Raw genomic sequence first — 17,407 nt, 5'->3', positions numbered from 1 at the left:
AAATGTCCGGGTCTTTAGCAACTATCAATCAAGCTGGCCTTTTCATATCATTCCCGCAGCATCCTTGATCAGATGTTCTTTGGAGCACTTCGTGAAATTGGACGGTAGCCTGAGAGACCGGCAGCGTGAACATAGGCGGCAGCAGATTTTAATGGCCGCTGGTGAGCTGTTCACGGAAGCGGGATTTGACGAGACGACCATGGAGCAGATCGCAGACAAGGCCATGGTCTCCGTGCCGACTGTCTACAGTTATTTCAACTCAAAAAGCGAGCTGTTGTTCGCGCTTTTCGAAGCGGACGAGCTCATGATCGAGCCTCGTATAGAGGCGCTTATGAACAAGTTGCCAAGCAACCCTGTGGAGGCCATCGTTCTGGTCGAGCTCACGGCACTTCGTGAGGGGTATGATATCAGCCAGAAACGCGTATGGCGTGAGATATCCGCCGCTGCGCTACGGGCGCAGGGCGAGCATCGGTCCGAATACATCTCTTTGCAGAACCTACGGGTGGACTGGCTGCGTCAAGTATTGGAGACGTTGAAGTCTCGCGGCGACGTTCGGGAGGATCTCGACTGCAAGACCGCGGCGAGCGTCATTTACGGGATCGGGCGGAACTGCTTTCGAATGTATGTAATGGACGAGAAAAAGACCGTCAGCCAGCTCGAGACGCAGATCCGGAGTGAAATCGGACTTTTCTTCCAAGGTATTGCTGCCTCGTCCAAGCCGAGCAAGCGCAAGGCTCACTCCAGCACCGTCCTTGGAAAGTAAAGCGAGACCACGTGCATAGGCTTGTTCACCATCTCGTTTATGATGAGATCGCCGCAAAGGCTGCAGAGCAGATATGCATCTATGGCGGAAAGCCCGTGAAGCTTGCCGAGCAAGTCGATCATCTGCGCGGTTGCTGAACGAGCGGCATCTGTGAGGTCGCTCGAAATTCCACAGGTGGCGTGATAGCCACCTTCGCGCATGTGCGGGTTCAGCGGGCCTCGCATTGAGAAGCACGGACCGGCAAGACGCGCGTCCTTTACGAGATCAACCCTCACCGCGACGTCGATTGGGCTCTCAAGCGCCGTGCCCGCGAGCTCTCCATGACCTTGCGCCACATGCGTATCCCCGAGCGAGAGCAGGCCGCCATGCACCTCGACGGGAAGATAAAGCTCGGTCCCCTCGGTCAAATCCTTGATGTCGAGATTTCCACCTGTGGGGTAGGGCGGTAACGAAGGCAGTGTTTCGTCGGTATTTCGTGCCAGGCCAATAATACCGGGAAAGGGTCTCGGAGGTATTCGTGCCTTCCCGGCATAATCAATGGGCGTCTTAAGGGATGGGTCATAGCTCCAGATCTTCAGGAACGGTTCGGGAAACTGATCTGCGAGGATACCATATCTCTGAGTAATCAGACTCCAACCCCATCCAGAGGCTGAAAACCCGAGAAAGGTCACCTTGATCGCATCGCCGGGTTCAGCTCCATCGATGAAAATCGGACCGGTCAGTGGTGTAAATCGGCTCCGATCGATCTGGCCAATATCGGCCAGACTCGTCTGAGGGGTGATTTCGCCGCCGCTGGTGTCTTGGACATGAACCTCGACGACATCGCCGGGGGCGATGGTGAGGCATGGTGGGTGGTGACGGCTCCAGCCGAAATGGTGGAACCGCCGCTCCAAAACGTGGTCGAACGCAGATCTCATGCCCGCCATCCTCGATTTCTCGTGATCATACCCGGACGCAGATTCCGGTTGACGGATCGCGCTGGCTATTCTCAAATGACTTTAATAGACTAAAAAAAATGAAGGGGAGAAGGATATGCGCAGATCTCGTCCTGGTTCACTTTTCCACTGGTCAAGGCTGCTTGCGCCGGTCTTCCTCTGCGCGACAATTGGAGTGAGCAGCGCGCAAGAGAGCGTCACGATCGCGACCTATGGCGGTGATTTCGCAAAATCCTGGCGTGAAACCGTTGCTGAGCCGTTCGAAAAATCCACCGAGATAAAAACGGAGATTTTCGAAACGCCGTCGCCCGCAAGTGCAGTGGAGAGCTCTCAGGGAAGGCCGACTTTTCAGCTTGCCATTACTGCCGGTTACTCTGCGAACAGATTGGCGGCGGCCGGGAAAGTAGAAGAGCTCGACCCGAAAGACATTCCCAATCTGGCAAAAATACCCCCGGAGTATCTGGTCAAGGCGCCGAGCGGCAGGTTGGCAGGCATACCGGTGAATTTCGAGTATCTGGGTATTGCCTATAACACGGACATGGCGAAACCTTCCGATTTCTCGTCCTGGAACAATCTCTTGGATCCGAAATGGAAGGACCAGATCTCAATGTCCCGCGCATCGTATGTCGCGGCATATGATCTTACCCTTTACTCGATATTGAATGGAGGCAACGCGGCCAATATCGAGCCAGGGCTCCCAAAGATCAAAGAATTGGCGTCCAACGTTCTTTCTGTCTACACTTCAATGTCTAATCTGGAAGCGCAGCTTGGGCGTGGGGAAGTGGTCGCCGCGCCATTTTACTCCGGCAATGTCGCCTTGTTGAAGCTGGCCGGCGTCAAGAACATCGATATGGTGAGACCGAAAGAAGGGGGGCTGCTCCTGCCTTATCTTCTAGTGATCCCTAAAGGTGCAAGCAATCTCGATGCAACGAAGAAGCTTCTCAATGAAATATTGACGCCGGACTATCAGCGCGGCTTCGTCAAGACGGGCGCCTGGCCCGTAAATCCCGAGGCGGAGCTTTCTTCCGAGGATCAAAAATTACTCGGCGGTACCCTCAAAGATGTGATGGCGAATACGCTCACCGCCGATTGGGGTGAGGTGGCCAAGAACCTGCCTGAACGTACACGGATGGTCGAGGAAATCATCCAAACGGCAAAGTAAGATTACGGCGTGAATGATGACATCACGCCGCAAGTCTATGCACACCAATTCGAAGCACAGGCCTTTGGAAGAAGGCGACCTGCCTGAGCAAGTCCTGACAGTTTTTCTCGAAGGATGAAGCATTCGCAGCGGTCGTATGGCGGATGATCGCCGCATACGGGTGCTGACGGATCGCGAGCAACGCGGCATCCGAGACCATGCCCAGACAGAGTTTATGTCGAGGGAACTTGCCCAAGCCGGCCGCGTCAGAACCGCAGACGGTCATGTAGTTGAGGCGATGCTGTGCAAAGCTTGTCTAGCCCGGTCCGACAGCCATGACTAACCGCGCGCCAGGAGGCTTCTCACCGCCGGCGAGGCTGGCCCTGGCACTGCCGAAGAGTCTCATACTGGGCGGGTTCTTCTGGGCTTTGCTTGCGGTGATTGGCGCGTCCTTCGTATCCGAAGGCACCATTTCTCTGTCGCTCTACCGCGAGCTCCTCGGGTCGAGCGTCATGCAAAGCATCATTTGGAGGACGATCTGGATCGCTGCAACGGTCACCGTGCTTTGTGCGATCATCGCTTACCCGCTCGCGCAGTATATCGCGCGCTCACGCTATTCCAACATCATGCTCGTCGCGGTCATCTCGCCCTGGCTCACGAGCATCGTGGTCAGGAGCTTTGCTTGGGTGGTCATTCTCGGGAACAAGGGAGGGCTCAATGCGGTCCTGATGTCGATCGGCTTATTGGACACGCCGCTGCGCATTATGTTCACGCCGACGGCGGTCGTAATCGGCCTCGTCCATGTCTTTCTGCCCTTCATGGTCATATCGATACTGGCCGTTCTCCAGCAGCAGGACAAAGCACTGACCGAAGCGAGCATGAGCCTGGGCGCGGGCCGGTTCGAGACCTTTTGGCGGGTCGTCTTTCCTCTTTCTCTGCCCGGCGTACTTTCGGGCAGTTCCATTATCTACATGCTCTGCTCGGGGGCGATCGTCACGCCGCTTCTGCTCGGTGGGGTGCGTGACAAGATGCTTGGCACGCAAATCTACCAGGAGTTGGCGGAACTCTACGATTATAAGCGGGCTGCAGCCATCGCAGTGGTTCTTCTCGCCACATCTCTATTGATCATCATTCCCATCCAGATGCTGGATGGACGTATGCGCCGCCGGATGAGGGGATGATCATGAGGAAGTCCGCCTGGCACCTCCTAAATCTCGCAATTCTTCTGTTTCTGCCGGCGCCCTTGTTCATCGTTGCCGCCGTTTCGGTTTCCCCCGACCGATTCATGACATTTCCGCCGTCGGGCTTCTCACTCATTTGGTACAAGGAGTTTCTGACAAGCCCGCAATGGCTTAGCGTGCTGATGGTCAGCACCGCGATCGCGGCCGGAGCGGCGATCGCCAGCACAGTCGCATCGCTCTGCGTGGCGCCGGCTCTCGATACAGCGCGGGCGAGCGTGCGAGGCGCTGCGGAAACGGCAATCGTTAGCCCCCTGATCTTTCCCCACGCTGCTGTTGGGGTAGCGATGGTCGGCTTCCTCGTCACGCTCCATCTGAACGGAACTGCGGCTGGCATTCTGCTCGTCCACATCATTCTCTGCGGTCCATTTGCCTATAGGCCGATCGCGGCTGCCCTTCAGAAAATCGACTCGTCGATGGCAGAAGCAGCTATGAGCCTGGGCGCCAACAGAAGACAGTGTTTCTTCCGGGTTACTTTGCCGTTGCTGGCTCCTGGAATAATAACAGCGCTGCTTTTTAGCTTTATCATTTCGTTTGATGAAACAACGATCACCATGTTCCTCATCTCACCCGAGGTGACAACGCTCCCCGTACAGATCTACAGTCGAATACGGGATGCCGCTGATCCTGTCATTCCCGCGATTTCCACGTTTTTGGTCATTGCCACGCTCGCCATCGTGCTGATCCTGCAGCGTACGGTGGGACTGCGGTTTTTCGTCAATCCTGAAGAAGAGCTTCGAAATCCGCGGCAATACGCGGAGTGAACTTGTCTCGACCAATGGTTCGATTGGATAAGGAGCCGGCCAACAATGACGCTACCGTCCCTCCATCCTGACATGAAAGTGCTGATCGATGCTCGCGGCCCGAAGATCCTTGGCGCGTCAGTGGCCGAGCAAAGGCGGCAATGGAACGAATATGCGGCGAAGCTGGCGCGCCCACACCCACCAGAACTCAATGTGTGGGACATGAAAATTCCCACGAGGGAAAGGGAGGTGCCGGTCAGGGTCTATCGCCATCGCGAGGCGGCTGCCTCATGGCCTGCCATCATTTACATGCACGGTGGCGGGTTCATGCTGGGGGATCTCGACAGTTCAGACTCGATCGCCTGGGGCTATACCTACGAGACAGGCGCAACTGTCATCAGCGTCGATTACCGCCTCACGCCTGAACATGTCTGGCCGGCGGCTTTCGATGACTGTTACGGCGTTCTCTTATGGCTGGCGGAGAATGGAAGGGAACTCGGCATAGATCCCAGCCGCGTGGCTCTGGCCGGGGATAGCGCCGGAGGGAGACTGACGGCCGGGCTGTCCCTCAAGGCGAGGGATGAGGGCCCAGTCCGGATCGCTGCACAGGCAATCATCTATGGCAGCGCCGGTGCGGTGCCAAATGCCCGATCGTTCACCGATTTCGCCGAGGGCTATGGCCTGACCGCTGAGCGGTACAAGGGGTTCTATGCTGCGCTCTTTCCGGACGACCGGTATGATCAAGATCCTTATGCCTGGCCGATCCGGGCCGAGGATGTCTCAAATCTTCCACCCGCACTCGTGCATACCGCAGAGCTTGATCCGGTACGAGATCACGGCCGTGCTTATGCTGCGAAGCTTGCCCTCGCGGGATCGCCGGTCACGTATCGCGATGCCAAGGGGATGATGCACGGCTTTATGCGGGCGCGCTTCACCGGCTCTGCCGCCAAGGCCGAGTTCGACTTCATATGCGCTTTTCTGAAGAGCTATCTGTTTGGCAGCTGAAGCATCCGTCCGGTCGATTGAGGCGTTCGCTCTGCCGCCAGACTATACGTCCGCCGCGTATGGTGGTGCAGGGAAATATTCGATGCCGCGCTGGACCTGCCGCGCAAAGGGCGGGTCCCCTGTGATTTCACCGACGAGCCAGAGCGCCATATCGATGCCTGCGGAAACGCCTGCTGAGGTAATCAGATTGCCATCGCGGACGTAACGAACATCATCCAGAACAGCTGCCGCAAGGCCAGTTTTCCGTATTTCGTCCACGGCTCCATGATAGGTCGTGACCCGCTTTCCGACGGCCAAGCCGGCCGCCAAAAGCACACGTAGACCTGTGCAGACACTCACGACATACTCACATTGCCGCGCACGGTCGGCGACGAAATCCAACAGTGTTGGGTTTTGGGCAGCAGCCCTTGTGCCGGCGCCGCCCGGCACAAGGATGATATCGAGAGACGGACAGCTTTCGAGGGTATGATCGGGGATCAGGCGCAAGCCTTTGCTGCAGCGAATGGGATCGCCTTGCTCGGCCACGGTGGCAATGGCGAACAGGTCCTTCCTCTGGCTGGCCGCCCACCCGAAGACTTCGAAGGGGCCGACGACATCCAGCTCCTCGACGCCATCGAAGAGCAAGATGCCGATCTGCCGCTGCTTCGTGCGAGAGCGTCTTCGCTTTTCCTCAAATCGCGAAGCCGCTCCTAGTTCTTGCTTGGTCGCGTTTTCTTCACGCGAACCGGTATCCACATCGGTCGAGAAGGCGCTAGGTGAGGGCGCCATCTTTGGCCAATTGCTGATGAAGCTCGTTCAGGGCGACCGTGAAAATGCGCACCGCCTCCTCAATCTCTGCCTCGCTGATGATCAGCGGCGGCGTGAAGGCCATGGTGTGGCCGCCCAATGCTCGTGTATTGAGGCCGTGGGCGAGGCACGTATCCGACAGCCTCTGGCCAACCTTCAGCTTTGGATCAAAGCCTTGCTTTGCGGCCTTGTCTTTCACGATTTCCACACCCCACATCAGCCCGACGCCGCGCACATTGCCGACCAATGGATGCTCAAGCAGCGGCTGTAGCGCCTTCTGCAGCTGCTGTCCGCGAAGAGCGGCACGCTCGATAAGCCGGTCTTCCTCGTAGATGCGAATGGCCTCCAATGCGACCGCTGCACAGACGGGATGGCCGCCATAGGTATACCCATGGCCGAAGGTCCCAAGCCGATTGCTCTCGTCCCGTACCGCCTCGTAGACGCTTTCAGAAATAAGAACCCCCGATATGGGAAGGTAAGCAGCGGACAACGCCTTGGCACAGGTGAGGATATCCGGCTCAAGGCCGAATGTCTGGCTGCCCCACCAGCGACCGGTGCGGCCAAAGCCGCAAATGACTTCGTCCGCGATGAAGAGGATACCATGCTGGCGCAGGAGCGCCTGTAGCTTGGCGTAGTAGGTTGCCGGCGGTGGATAGAGGCCGCCTGCGCCCATGACCGGTTCGGCGATGAATGCTGCAATCGTATCGGCGCCTTCGCGCTCGATCATCTTCGCGACCTCGGCCACGAGCCGGGTTGCGTAATCGGCTTCGCTTTCCCCGTTTCCGGGGCCGCGATAGATGTCGGGATGCGGCACATGGAGGAAGCCGGGCAGAGGTAGGCCGAAGCTTGCGTGCATGTGAACGAGGTGAGTCATGCTCGCGGCAACCGTCGTTGTGCCGTGATAGGCATTCGTGCGTGCGATGATCTTGCGCCGCTGCGGCTGGCCCTTGGCGTGCCAATACAGCCAGGACAGCTTGACGGCCGTGTCATTGGCCTCTGAGCCCGAGCACTGGAAGTGAGCCTTGGACATCGGGACGGGCGCGAGGCGGATCAACGCATCTGCGAGTTCCACTGCAGGCTCTGATGTCTTGTGAGAGAAAGTCTGGGCATAGGAGAGGCGGTCGAATTGCCGGGCAGCAGCTTCTTTCAAGCGGGGCTCGGAAAGGCCGAGCGAGGTGCACCAGAGGCCCGCATGCATGTCGAGATAGCGTTTGCCGTCTTCGTCAAAGAAGTAGCACCCCTGGCCGCCAGACACGATGAGCGGACCCACCTCCTCATGCTTTGCCGCATTCGTAAAGGGATGAAGGTGAAAGGAGATGTCGCGCTCGCGCAGTGACGCGACATTCGAAAGGGTCGAGGTGCTCATGAAATCTCCCGGCTAATCAGGGCGGAGAACCCGTCTAGGCTCCAGTCAGCCCTCGTGAATTGCTTTCTGGATTTTATCAAACTAAGATTTTTTATTGCAACGTATTTCTTTAATGCGATTATATCCCAAAAATAGCAATGATCAGGTGAGGGAGGGATGTCGCGATGAGGATGCTGTTCGGGGCTGGTCTCGCGCTGCTCGGTTTCTGTGTTGCGACGGTGGATGCAAAGGAATGGACGAATGTCCGCATCGCCACCGAGGGCGCGTATGCTCCATGGAACTTCACGAAGCCCAACGGAGACTTCGACGGCTACGACATTGACGTCACGAAAACCGTCTGCTCCCGGATGAAGGTGACCTGCACGATCGTCGCTCAGGATTGGGACGGCATGATTCCCGCTTTGAATGCCGGAAAGTTCGATGCCATCGTGGCCTCGATGGCGCCTACGGAAGAGCGCCGCAAGGTGATCGCTTTCACCGTGTCCTATGCTTTGGGACCGCGCAGTTTCGTGACCACGCGTTCGGCTCCGCTCGGCGCCATTGGCGAGCAGGATGTGACATTAGATCTGGAGAAGGCGCCGGGCGATGTGCAGCGCGCGGTGGATGCGCTGAAGCCGCAGCTGAAGGGAAAGACGATCGGCGTACAATCGGCAACGACCCATGCCGCTTTCATGGACCGCTACTTCAAAGGCGAGGTTGAGGTCCGAGAGTACAAATCGGCAGAGCAGCTCCTGCTCGATCTGACGGCGGGACGCATCGATGCGGCTTTCGACGACATGGCCTTTCTGACTGGACAGCGAGACACGCCTGGAGGGCGGGACCTGGTGTTCTTCGGTCCGCATTTTGACGGTGGTCTGTTCGGAAATGGCGCGGCTGTCGCCCTTCGCCAATCCGACCCAGAGCTCCGCGAGAAATTCGACATTGCGCTCAAGAGTGCGATTGCGGACGGCACACTCTCAGCCTTGTCGATGAAATGGTTCAAGATGGATATCGCGCCGAAGCAATAACGGCCTTTGCAAAGCGATAGGGGAGGATTGAATGAAGCATGCGATCATAGGAATGCTTGGCGTCGCAGCGCTCATGCTGGGCGGCCCAGTCACGGCCAAGGAATGGACGTCGGTCCGGATTGCCACTGAAGGGGCGTATGCGCCGTGGAACTTCACCGAGCCCTCGGGTCAGCTTGGCGGATATGATGTCGATGTGTCCCGGGATCTATGCCGGCGCATGAATGTGCAATGCGACATCATCGCCCAGGATTGGGACGGGATCATTCCCGGCCTCAATGCCGGAAAATACGATGCGATCGTCGCTGCGATGGTGATCACGCCGAAACGGCAAGAGGCGGTGGATTTCACGGTACCCTACGCAGTGGGCTCCCGCAGCTTCATAACGCTCAAAACCAGTCCGCTTGCTGAGATCAAGCCCGAGCAGAAAGTGTATGACCTCGTCAAGGACGCCGACGCGTTGCGGAAGGTCATCGAGGAGCTGAAGCCCAAGCTGCAGGGCAAAGTCATCGGCGTGCAGAGTGCTACGACTCATGTACAGTTCATGGACGAGTATCTCAAAGGCGTCGCGGAGACGCGCGAGTACAAGTCTGCGGAGGCCATGATTCTGGATCTCAAATCAGGCCGCATTGATGCCGTGCTTGATGGAATTGCTTTTCTAGGGGGCACGCTCAACTCGCCTGACGGAGAGGAGCTTACGTTTATCGGTCCACGATTTGCGGGCGGCCTGTTCGGCATCGGCTCGGCCATAGCCGTGCGCAAAAGTGATCCCGAGCTGCGAGACAAGTTCAATGCGGCGCTGAAGGAGGCGATCGCCGATGGCACGTTGAGCAAGCTCTCGCAGAAATGGTTCAAGCTCGACATTGCGCCTCAACCGTGACTGGATCACCCTTCGCGGCCATCCTAGCAACTGGGGGTAAGATGAAGCGTGTAATGTTGGCGATGGTAAGCGCCGTGTTTCTCGTCATGAGCATGGATGCACGGGCCGAGGAGCCCTCGAAGCTTCGCATTGCGACCGAAGGGGCATATCCCCCTTACAATCTGGTGCTGCCATCGGGTGAACTGGCGGGATATGATGTGGACGTGGCGCGGGATCTCTGCGGACGATTGAAGGTCGAATGTGAGATCGTTGCCCAGGATTGGGATGGCATCATTCCGGGTCTCAATGCCGGCAAGTACGATGCCATCATCGCGGCCATGGTGACCACGCCCGAGCGTGCCGAGGTGGTCGATTTCACGGCTCCCTACGGGAAGATGTCGCTCAGCTTCATCGCCCCGAAGTCATCAGAGCTTGCCAGCGTGAAACCGGAGCAGACCGATTATTCTTTGTCGGATGATCCAGAGAAAGCCCAGAAAGCAATCGATGCGCTCAAGCCACTGCTCAAGGGCAAGCTGATCGGCGTTCAGTCGTCTACGACTCAAGCACAGTTCGTCGAACATTACCTGAAGGGCACGGCAGAGCCGCGCGAATACAAGACGGCTGAAGCGATGATACTGGACTTGAATGCGGGCCGGATTGATGCAGCCCTCGATGCGATCGGCTTCTTCAGCGGTATTCTTGCGAGCAAGGACGGGCAGGACCTCACATTCATTGGCCCGCGCTTCAGTGGCGGGCTATTCGGCGGAGACTCCGTTATCGCGGTTCGCAAGGGTGATGCGCTTAAGGACAAAATCAATCAGGCGCTCGCCGCGGCAAAGGCCGATGGGAGTTTGAAGGCGCTGTCGGAGAAGTGGTTTCATACGGATATTTCGCCCGCACCGTGACGCCTAGAGCGTTCCGCTTTGCTTCGAATTGCGAAACCGCGAGCTTCAATGACACTCGCGCCATGGCCACTGCTCTCAGCGGATCTCACGCTGGGTGCGGTCATTCCAAGCGCTTTCCGCCAAGCGGGCAGCTCGCTCGATCACGTCGGATTGATGTGGAGCAAGAGTTTGGCCGGGACGCTTTTTGACGTTCGCCATGAATGGGTCGACGACACCCGTCGACCGCCCGGCCAGGGTTTCAAGAATCGCCAGCCCCGCGAAAGGAACCACGACGGGGCTATAGCCGCCTTCATGCACGAGGCACAAACGACTGCTGCAGAGTCTCGCAGAAGCCTCCATCAGCATCGCCGTCATGGTGCGGTAGGTGTCGGAATGCAGCATCATTCGGCCGAGACTGTCCTGCGCCAGTGCGTCAAGGCCTGAGGAGACGAGGATCATCGAAGGCTGGAACCTGTCCAGGGCGGGTAGCACGACGCGCTCCATTGCGGCGAGATAGGCACCCTCGCCGCTCCCTGAAGGAAGGGGCACGTTGATCGTGGTGCCGAGGCCAGCATCCTCGCCGACCTCGTTCGTGGCCCCGCCCGGTAGAGCGAATAGGCCATCCTCATGAATGGAGATGGCCAGCACGCGTGGATCTCGCCAGAATATTTGCTGGGTGCCATTGCCGTGATGGACATCCCAATCCACAATGGCAACTCGTTCAAGGCCGCGCATCTCGAGGGCATGGAGGGCTGCGACCGCCACATTGTTGACGATGCAGAAGCCACGAGCCTGATCGCGCTCAGCGTGGTGACCGGCGGGACGGACCAATGCGTAGACATTCTCTACATGGCCATCCAGTATTGCATCCACGGCCGATATTGCCGCTCCGGCCGCGAGCCGGACGATTGCGAAGCCGCCGCGGCCGATATGCGCGAACGGACCAATCTCGCCCCCGTCCTTGTCGGCTTCAGCAATCGCCGCCAGATGACTGGCCGAATGCGCGCGCAGCAGAGCCTCGTCACTCGCGGCAATCGGCTCGATCTGAACCAGATCAGCGAGCAGGCCAGACATCTCGACGAGATTGCGAAAGCGCCGCTTGGTTTCTGGGCTATCGGCGACCGAAATGGGCTCCACGAAAGCTGCTTTATAGTTGCCGGCATCGTGCCAGGCAAAAGCCTCGTGCCAAATGAAGCCGGTCCGGTTCTTCATGCCTGATCCCCTCTCTGCGGCCATTGTCCAACCCCATGCTGCCTCTCGACTGCAGGAAGCATCTTAAATAGGAGAAAGGAATTTCATAGCATAAACATATTGACTGCATGCAGATTCGCTTGCACGCTTGCGGCGGCCACTGAAGGTGCGCGGATCAGGACGAGAAGAAGCCTGATCCAGCAATGAAGGGAGGACGCGATGAAGCGATCGTTGATTGCGAGCATCTGTTTTACCGGCGCGGCGCTTCTGGGCATTGGTTTCGGTTCGATGCCTGCTCGTGCCGAGGATCCAGTCACGATTGCTGTCTATGCTGGCGTCGCGGCCGACCATTGGCGAAAGGGCGTCGCCGAGCCATTCGAGGCGGAGACCGGCATTCCGGCCCGAATATATGATCCGACAATTCCCGCGGCGGCGATCGCGGCATCTGCCGGGCAGCCCGATTTTCAGCTGGGCCTCGTGCCGGGATATTCGGTGGCCGACCTGATCGAGAAGGGGAAGCTCGAGCCGATCGATCCCGCCCATCTTCCCAATCTCAAAGCGATCCCTGAAAGGCTCGTGCCGAAGGCGCCAGATGGAAAGTTCTATGCGGTGCCCGTATACTTCTCGTTCCTCGGGATCGCCTACAACACGGATCTTGCGAAGGCTGAAGACTTCAAGAGCTGGAAGAGCCTCGTGGATCCGAAATGGAAGGGCAAGTTCGCCATAGGAACGGCGCCCTTCATCGCGGCGTATGACTTGACGCTTTTTGCACTGCTCAATGGCGGGAACGAAAAAGATATCACCCCCGGCATCCCAATGCTCAAAGAGGTGATCGCGAATGCAGGTACAGTCTATACCTCAATGGCAACGCTTGAGGCACAGCTGTCGCGCGGCGAGGTCGTGTTTGCGCCGTTCTATGCCAATCAGATCATCCTGCAGCAGCGCGCGGGGGTGAAGAACATCGACATTGTGCGGCCGGATGAGGGTGGACTCATCCTTCCCTATTACCTGGTCATCCCAAAGGGCGCCAACAATGTTGCCAATGCCGAGAAGCTGCTCAACGCTATCCTGACGCCACCCTATCAGGGGCGACTTTCAGAGGGCGGCAATTGGCCGGTGAACCCCGAGACGAAGCTCCCGCCAGAGCTTGCCCGGGAGCTTGGAGGCTCGACCGACGAGGCTCTTGCCAACAACTTCCAGCCGGATTGGTATGTGGTGGGAACGCTGCGGACCGACCGAACCCACGAAGTTCAGGACCTGATGGGCCAATAGGATCACACACCAGACAATCTACCGATCGTGTGCGGATGCGGGGCGAGCAGCGCGGGGCGCTCCAAGCTACCCTGGGAGAGAGGGGCGTATGGCAGGCGAGTTGGCAATAGAGAATGTCTCCAAGACCTTTGCTAATGTGACGGCGCTGCAGGGGGTTTCGCTCAATATTGCTTCGGGGGAATTCGTAACCTTTCTTGGCCCATCGGGCTGCGGAAAGACCACTTTGCTGCGCATCATCGCGGGCTTCGAAAGTGCCACATCGGGAGATGTCCACCTCGATGGCAAATCCATTCTCAGGCTTGAACCCTTCCGCCGTCCTATAGGGATGGTGTTTCAAAATCTCGCTCTCTTTCCGCATCTCACGGTCGCTGGAAATGTGGGCTTCGGATTATCGGTGCGCCGGGAAAAGCGGGAGGTTAGCCGTCAAAAGATCTCCAACATACTGAACCTGCTGGGGCTTGGCGGCTTTGAGGAGAGACGCGTGTTCCAGCTGTCCGGTGGCCAGCGCCAGCGCGTCGCTCTGGCTCGCGCATTGGTCACCGAGCCTGCGGTCCTTCTGCTGGACGAGCCCCTTTCGGCGCTCGACCTGAAACTGCGGCGGCAGTTGCAAGGGGAGCTGAAGCAATTGCAACATCGCACCGGCACGACCTTCGTCTTCGTCACTCATGATCAAGAAGAAGCCATGGCGATGTCGGATCGGGTGGCGGTGTTCAATGCGGGCCGAATCGAGCAGTTTGGTGCGCCGGATGAGATCTATCGCAGACCCGCCTCGCGCTTCGTCGCCGAGTTTGTCGGCGAGACCAACCTGCTCACAGCCAGGCGAATCGAGAACCGCTTCGTGTTGGAGGATTTCAACCGGCCGGTGCTACCGGCAACGGCAGCGCCAGGACAGCAAGAGATCCAAGTCTCGGTTCGGCCGGAAGACGTGAAGCTCGTCAGCGAGACGGGGTTGGCCGCAAAAATCGCGGAAATGGAGTTTGGCGGTGCCATGGTGCGCCTGCAGGTCGAAGCTCTCTCGGGGCGGCGCCTGCGTGTGACGGTACCATCGTCGGCTGGCATTGGCCTGCGCGCTGGAGAGGTCGTGCATCTTGATGTGGATGCCGAGCATTGCTGCCCAATCACTGCTTCGGGTGCTTGATGGCCTCGCGCTCGGCTCTCCTGCTCTCGCCCCCGGCGCGCCTCGTCCTGATGTCACCAATTCTCCTGGTGATCCTGGGTTTCTTTTTTGCGATCGGCGGACTGATCGTCTCCTCGTTCTCATCCGAGGGCATTCTGTCGCTTGATCTGTACGAAAGGCTGCTGTCGTCGCCCGCGACCCGCGCCGTCCTGTTCCGTACGATGTGGGTTGCCGCCGCCGTTACGCTTCTGTGCTTGGTCCTCTCCTATCCGGTGGCGCTCTTTCTGCAGAAGGCCAAGCATCGCAATCTCCTTCTGATCCTGATCATCTCACCACTGCTGACCAGCGTCGTGGTGAGGACCTTTGCCTGGCTGGTCGTCTTGGGCAATCGCGGGGCCCTCAACGCCCTGCTGCTCGGATTGGGTATCCTCCAAGAGCCGGCCAAGATCATGTTTACTCCCTATGCGGTGGTGATCGGGCTCACACATATCCTGATGCCATTCATGATCATCTCTATTCTTGCGACGCTGCAGCAGCAGGAGGAGGAACTCGTCGAGGCGGGGATGAGCCTTGGCGCTGGACGGCTGCAGACCTTTGCCCGGGTCACGTTTCCGCTGTCGTTGCCGGGAGTCCTTTCCGGCTGCTCCCTGGTTTACATCCTATGCGCGGGTGCGATCGTGACGCCTCTGCTGCTGGGAGGCGTGCGTGACCGGATGCTCGGCACCGATATCTACGAAGACATTATCCAGCTTTTCGACTTCGATCGCGCGACCGGCATGGCTGTCATTCTGTTCGTCTCTACCATGATAGCCGTTATCCCCATCATGTGGGCGGAAGCACTGATCCGGCGCCGGATGAAGGGGTAATCGATCATGCGGAGCATCTCTTGGCGGCTGCTCAATGGAGCGCTCCTGGCCATACTGCCCCTGCCGTTTCTGCTGATCGCGGCGATCTCGGTTTCGCCCGACCGGTTTATGGCATTTCCGCCCTCGGGCTTCTCCCTCACCTGGTATTACGAGCTCGTCTCGAACAGCGAGTGGACCATTCCCATTGCGGTCAGCGCCATGATCGCTGCGGGCACGGCGGTTCTGAGCACTGCGATCGCGATCTGCGCGGTGCTTGCAACCGATGGCCTAGGCCCCCGCCTGCGGGCGCTCATCGATATGGCGGTGTTCGCTCCCCTGATCTTCCCCCACGCGGCGGTTGGCATTGCCATGCTCGGGTTTCTGTTGACGCTTCACGTGCGTGGCACGATGGTCGGCATCCTGCTCGTGCATATCATTCTGTGTGTACCGTTTGCCTATCGGCCAATCAGCGTGTCCATACAGAATATCGACTCGAGCCTTGCTGAGGCCTCGATGAGCCTCGGTGCCGACTCGCGGACGACCTTTTGGCGGGTGATTCTGCCGCTGATGAAGCCGGGGATCGTCACCGCGCTGATATTTACGTTCATTCTGTCCTTCGATGAGGCGACCGTTACCCTCTTCCTGATCTCGCCCGACGTGATCACGCTGCCGGTCAGAGTGTTCAGCCGCGTTCGAGATGCCGCTGATCCGGTGGTGCCAGCGATCTCCACCTTGCTGGTCTTTATAACGCTCATGCTGGTGATCGTCGTCGAGCGTACGGTGGGCTTGCAGCTCTTCGTCAACCCCAAGAAAGAATAGGCGCAGGTGAGGCTCAATCATCCGGCGGGCAGCATATGAACGCGAAGGTCAACGGAAACATATCGTTTTGGTATGCCGACATTGGGGGCGCGCCTGAATACCGGGCCCCTCTTGCGGGCGACCTGCAGGTTGACGTGTGCATCGTCGGGGCGGGCTATTCTGGGCTCTGGACCGCCTACTATCTGAAGAAGGCGGAGCCTACGATCCGGATCGCGATCATTGAGAGGGAATTTGCCGGTTTCGGCGCATCCGGACGGAACGGCGGCTGGCTCACCGGCGGGTTCTCGTGGTCGCGAGAGAAATACCTGAAAACTTCGGATCGCGGCCGCGTCATCGATATGCAGAATTGCTTGAGAGGGACCGTGGATGAGGTCATCTCCATCGCTGAGGCGGAGGGGATTGATGCGGACATCAAGAGAGTGGATGCTCTGGCGGTTGCCACCAATGATGCGCAGCTCGAGCGTGCGAAGGCGCGGCTGGAAGAGGCAAGGCAGTGGGATGTTCCGCGCGAGCGTCTGGAGCTCATCGGCGCGGCAGAGGCCTCGACTCGGATCGCGGTTCGAGACCTAAAGGGCGCCCTTGTCACTCACAGCGTGGCGCGGGTTCAGCCTGCTAAGCTGGTTCGCGGACTTGCCTGCATCGTCGAGAAGATGGGTGTTGCGATCTATGAAAAGACGGCCGCAACTCAAGTCGAAAAAGGCAAAGTCACCACCACGCATGGCACGGTGAATGCGCCGGTGGTCATCCGGGCGACCGAGGGGTTCACTGCGGGGATACCTGGCCACGAGCGCGTCTGGCTTGCACTGAACAGCGCTCTCATCGTCACCGAGCCTCTGCCGAATTCGCTTTGGGATGAAATCGGCTGGAGCGGATATGAGCTTCTGGGTGACAATTCCCATGCCTATTGCTACGCGCAACGCACGCGTGAGGGGCGCATCGCCATGGGCGGGCGGGGGGTGCCTTATCGCTATGGTTCTCGCACCGATAGCCGCGGCCAGACGCAGCAGGCCACGATCGACCAGTTGCGCGGCATTTTGAGCCGCCTGCTGCCGCAGACCGCAGCCGTCGCGATCGAGCACGCCTGGTGCGGGGTGCTGGGCGTTCCACGCGATTGGTGCGCGACCGTGGGATATGATCGCGCAAATGGCTTTGGATGGGCGGGAGGCTATGTCGGCCTTGGCGTCTCCACGTCCAATCTCGCTGGACAGACGCTTCGGGACCTTATACTCGGCCAAGACACAAAATTGACACGGCTGCCTTGGGTAAACCGCCCGGTCCGCCAATGGGAGCCTGAGCCGCTGCGGTGGCTTGGCGTTCATTCTATGTATCAGCTGTATCACATGGCCGATCGGCGCGAGCATGCCGGCTTGCCACGAACGTCGCGACTGGCTGTTCTTGCCGATAAGATAACCGGGCACTGATTCCAGCGAATTACGGGA

At 58.6% G+C, this 17,407-nt stretch carries 17 protein-coding genes; 13 read left to right on the top strand and 4 right to left on the bottom strand.

All coding sequences use genetic code 11. The features are described 5' to 3' along the window. The first annotated feature begins 151 nt into the window (after positions 1-151). The gene (locus tag RCF49_RS08795) at positions 152-763 is read left to right on the top strand and encodes a TetR/AcrR family transcriptional regulator (RefSeq protein ID WP_342643650.1); all 612 of its coding nucleotides are present in this window, start codon (positions 152-154) and stop codon (positions 761-763) included. Here RCF49_RS08795 and RCF49_RS08790 read toward each other — a convergent pair. Beyond that, positions 736-1,680: an acetamidase/formamidase family protein gene (locus tag RCF49_RS08790; RefSeq protein ID WP_342643649.1), complete on the bottom strand. Its 945-nt coding sequence runs from the start codon at positions 1,678-1,680 to the stop codon at positions 736-738. The genes RCF49_RS08795 and RCF49_RS08790 overlap by 28 nt on opposite strands. Positions 1,681-1,795: 115 nt before the next feature. Between RCF49_RS08790 and RCF49_RS08785 the strand changes: the two genes are divergently transcribed. The 4 genes from RCF49_RS08785 (at position 1,796) to RCF49_RS08770 (ending at position 5,825) form a co-directional block, all read left to right on the top strand. Further along, positions 1,796-2,860 carry an extracellular solute-binding protein gene (locus RCF49_RS08785; protein WP_342643648.1) on the top strand — a complete coding sequence of 355 codons (1,065 nt, stop codon included), beginning with the start codon at positions 1,796-1,798 and terminating at the stop codon, positions 2,858-2,860. A gap of 314 nt (positions 2,861-3,174) precedes the next feature. Next, positions 3,175-4,020, top strand: coding sequence for an ABC transporter permease (locus RCF49_RS08780; RefSeq protein ID WP_342643647.1), 846 nt, complete (start codon positions 3,175-3,177; stop codon positions 4,018-4,020). Beyond that, complete coding sequence (locus tag RCF49_RS08775; RefSeq protein ID WP_342643646.1) at positions 4,017-4,841, top strand: ABC transporter permease; 825 nt, start codon at positions 4,017-4,019, stop codon at positions 4,839-4,841. Before RCF49_RS08780 ends, RCF49_RS08775 begins: the two co-directional genes overlap by 4 nt. Positions 4,842-4,886: 45 nt before the next feature. Then, positions 4,887-5,825: an alpha/beta hydrolase gene (locus RCF49_RS08770; protein WP_342643645.1), complete on the top strand. Its 939-nt coding sequence runs from the start codon at positions 4,887-4,889 to the stop codon at positions 5,823-5,825. Positions 5,826-5,867: 42 nt separating this feature from the next. Here the strand turns inward: RCF49_RS08770 and RCF49_RS08765 are convergent, their stop codons facing one another. Further along, complete coding sequence (locus RCF49_RS08765; RefSeq protein WP_342643644.1) at positions 5,868-6,449, bottom strand: DJ-1/PfpI family protein; 582 nt, start codon at positions 6,447-6,449, stop codon at positions 5,868-5,870. A 127-nt stretch (positions 6,450-6,576) separates the two neighbouring features. Further along, positions 6,577-7,977, bottom strand: a complete 1,401-nt coding sequence (locus tag RCF49_RS08760) for an aminotransferase (RefSeq protein ID WP_342643643.1) — start codon at positions 7,975-7,977, stop codon at positions 6,577-6,579. 164 nt (positions 7,978-8,141) lie between these two features. On the opposite strand from RCF49_RS08760, the gene RCF49_RS08755 reads away from it, so the two are divergent. Genes RCF49_RS08755 through RCF49_RS08745 form a run of 3 tightly spaced genes read left to right on the top strand, consistent with a single transcriptional unit; the run spans position 8,142 to position 10,745 of the window. Next, a complete protein-coding gene (locus RCF49_RS08755) occupies positions 8,142-8,984 on the top strand; it encodes a transporter substrate-binding domain-containing protein (RefSeq protein WP_342643642.1) in 843 nt (280 codons plus the stop codon). Positions 8,985-9,015: 31 nt separating this feature from the next. Beyond that, positions 9,016-9,861 (top strand): transporter substrate-binding domain-containing protein, encoded by an 846-nt coding sequence (locus tag RCF49_RS08750; protein WP_342643641.1) that lies wholly within the window; start codon positions 9,016-9,018, stop codon positions 9,859-9,861. 53 nt (positions 9,862-9,914) lie between these two features. After that, positions 9,915-10,745: a transporter substrate-binding domain-containing protein gene (locus tag RCF49_RS08745; protein WP_342643640.1), complete on the top strand. Its 831-nt coding sequence runs from the start codon at positions 9,915-9,917 to the stop codon at positions 10,743-10,745. A 75-nt stretch (positions 10,746-10,820) separates the two neighbouring features. On the opposite strand, the gene RCF49_RS08740 is transcribed toward RCF49_RS08745, so the two are convergent. After that, positions 10,821-11,936 (bottom strand): class II histone deacetylase, encoded by a 1,116-nt coding sequence (locus tag RCF49_RS08740; RefSeq protein WP_342643639.1) that lies wholly within the window; start codon positions 11,934-11,936, stop codon positions 10,821-10,823. Positions 11,937-12,134: 198 nt separating this feature from the next. Here RCF49_RS08740 and RCF49_RS08735 point away from each other — a divergent pair, with 198 nt between their 5' ends. From RCF49_RS08735 to RCF49_RS08715, 5 genes are all read left to right on the top strand, one after another. Then, positions 12,135-13,187 (top strand): ABC transporter substrate-binding protein, encoded by a 1,053-nt coding sequence (locus RCF49_RS08735; RefSeq protein ID WP_342643638.1) that lies wholly within the window; start codon positions 12,135-12,137, stop codon positions 13,185-13,187. Positions 13,188-13,275: 88 nt separating this feature from the next. Continuing rightward, positions 13,276-14,325: an ABC transporter ATP-binding protein gene (locus RCF49_RS08730; RefSeq protein ID WP_342643637.1), complete on the top strand. Its 1,050-nt coding sequence runs from the start codon at positions 13,276-13,278 to the stop codon at positions 14,323-14,325. Then, on the top strand, positions 14,325-15,170 hold the full coding sequence (locus tag RCF49_RS08725; protein ID WP_342643636.1) for an ABC transporter permease: 846 nt from the start codon (positions 14,325-14,327) through the stop codon (positions 15,168-15,170). The genes RCF49_RS08730 and RCF49_RS08725 overlap by 1 nt, the downstream gene beginning before the upstream one ends. Before the next feature lie 6 nt (positions 15,171-15,176). Next, positions 15,177-15,968 carry an ABC transporter permease gene (locus RCF49_RS08720; RefSeq protein WP_342643635.1) on the top strand — a complete coding sequence of 264 codons (792 nt, stop codon included), beginning with the start codon at positions 15,177-15,179 and terminating at the stop codon, positions 15,966-15,968. 35 nt (positions 15,969-16,003) lie between these two features. Further along, the gene (locus tag RCF49_RS08715; RefSeq protein ID WP_342643634.1) at positions 16,004-17,389 is read left to right on the top strand and encodes an NAD(P)/FAD-dependent oxidoreductase; all 1,386 of its coding nucleotides are present in this window, start codon (positions 16,004-16,006) and stop codon (positions 17,387-17,389) included. Positions 17,390-17,407 lie beyond the last annotated feature (18 nt).

It is taken from the genome of Rhodoligotrophos sp. CJ14, assembly GCF_038811545.1.
Classification (GTDB): Bacteria; Pseudomonadota; Alphaproteobacteria; order Rhizobiales; family Im1; genus Rhodoligotrophos; species Rhodoligotrophos ferricapiens.
This window is presented reverse-complemented; position numbering and strand designations above follow the sequence as displayed.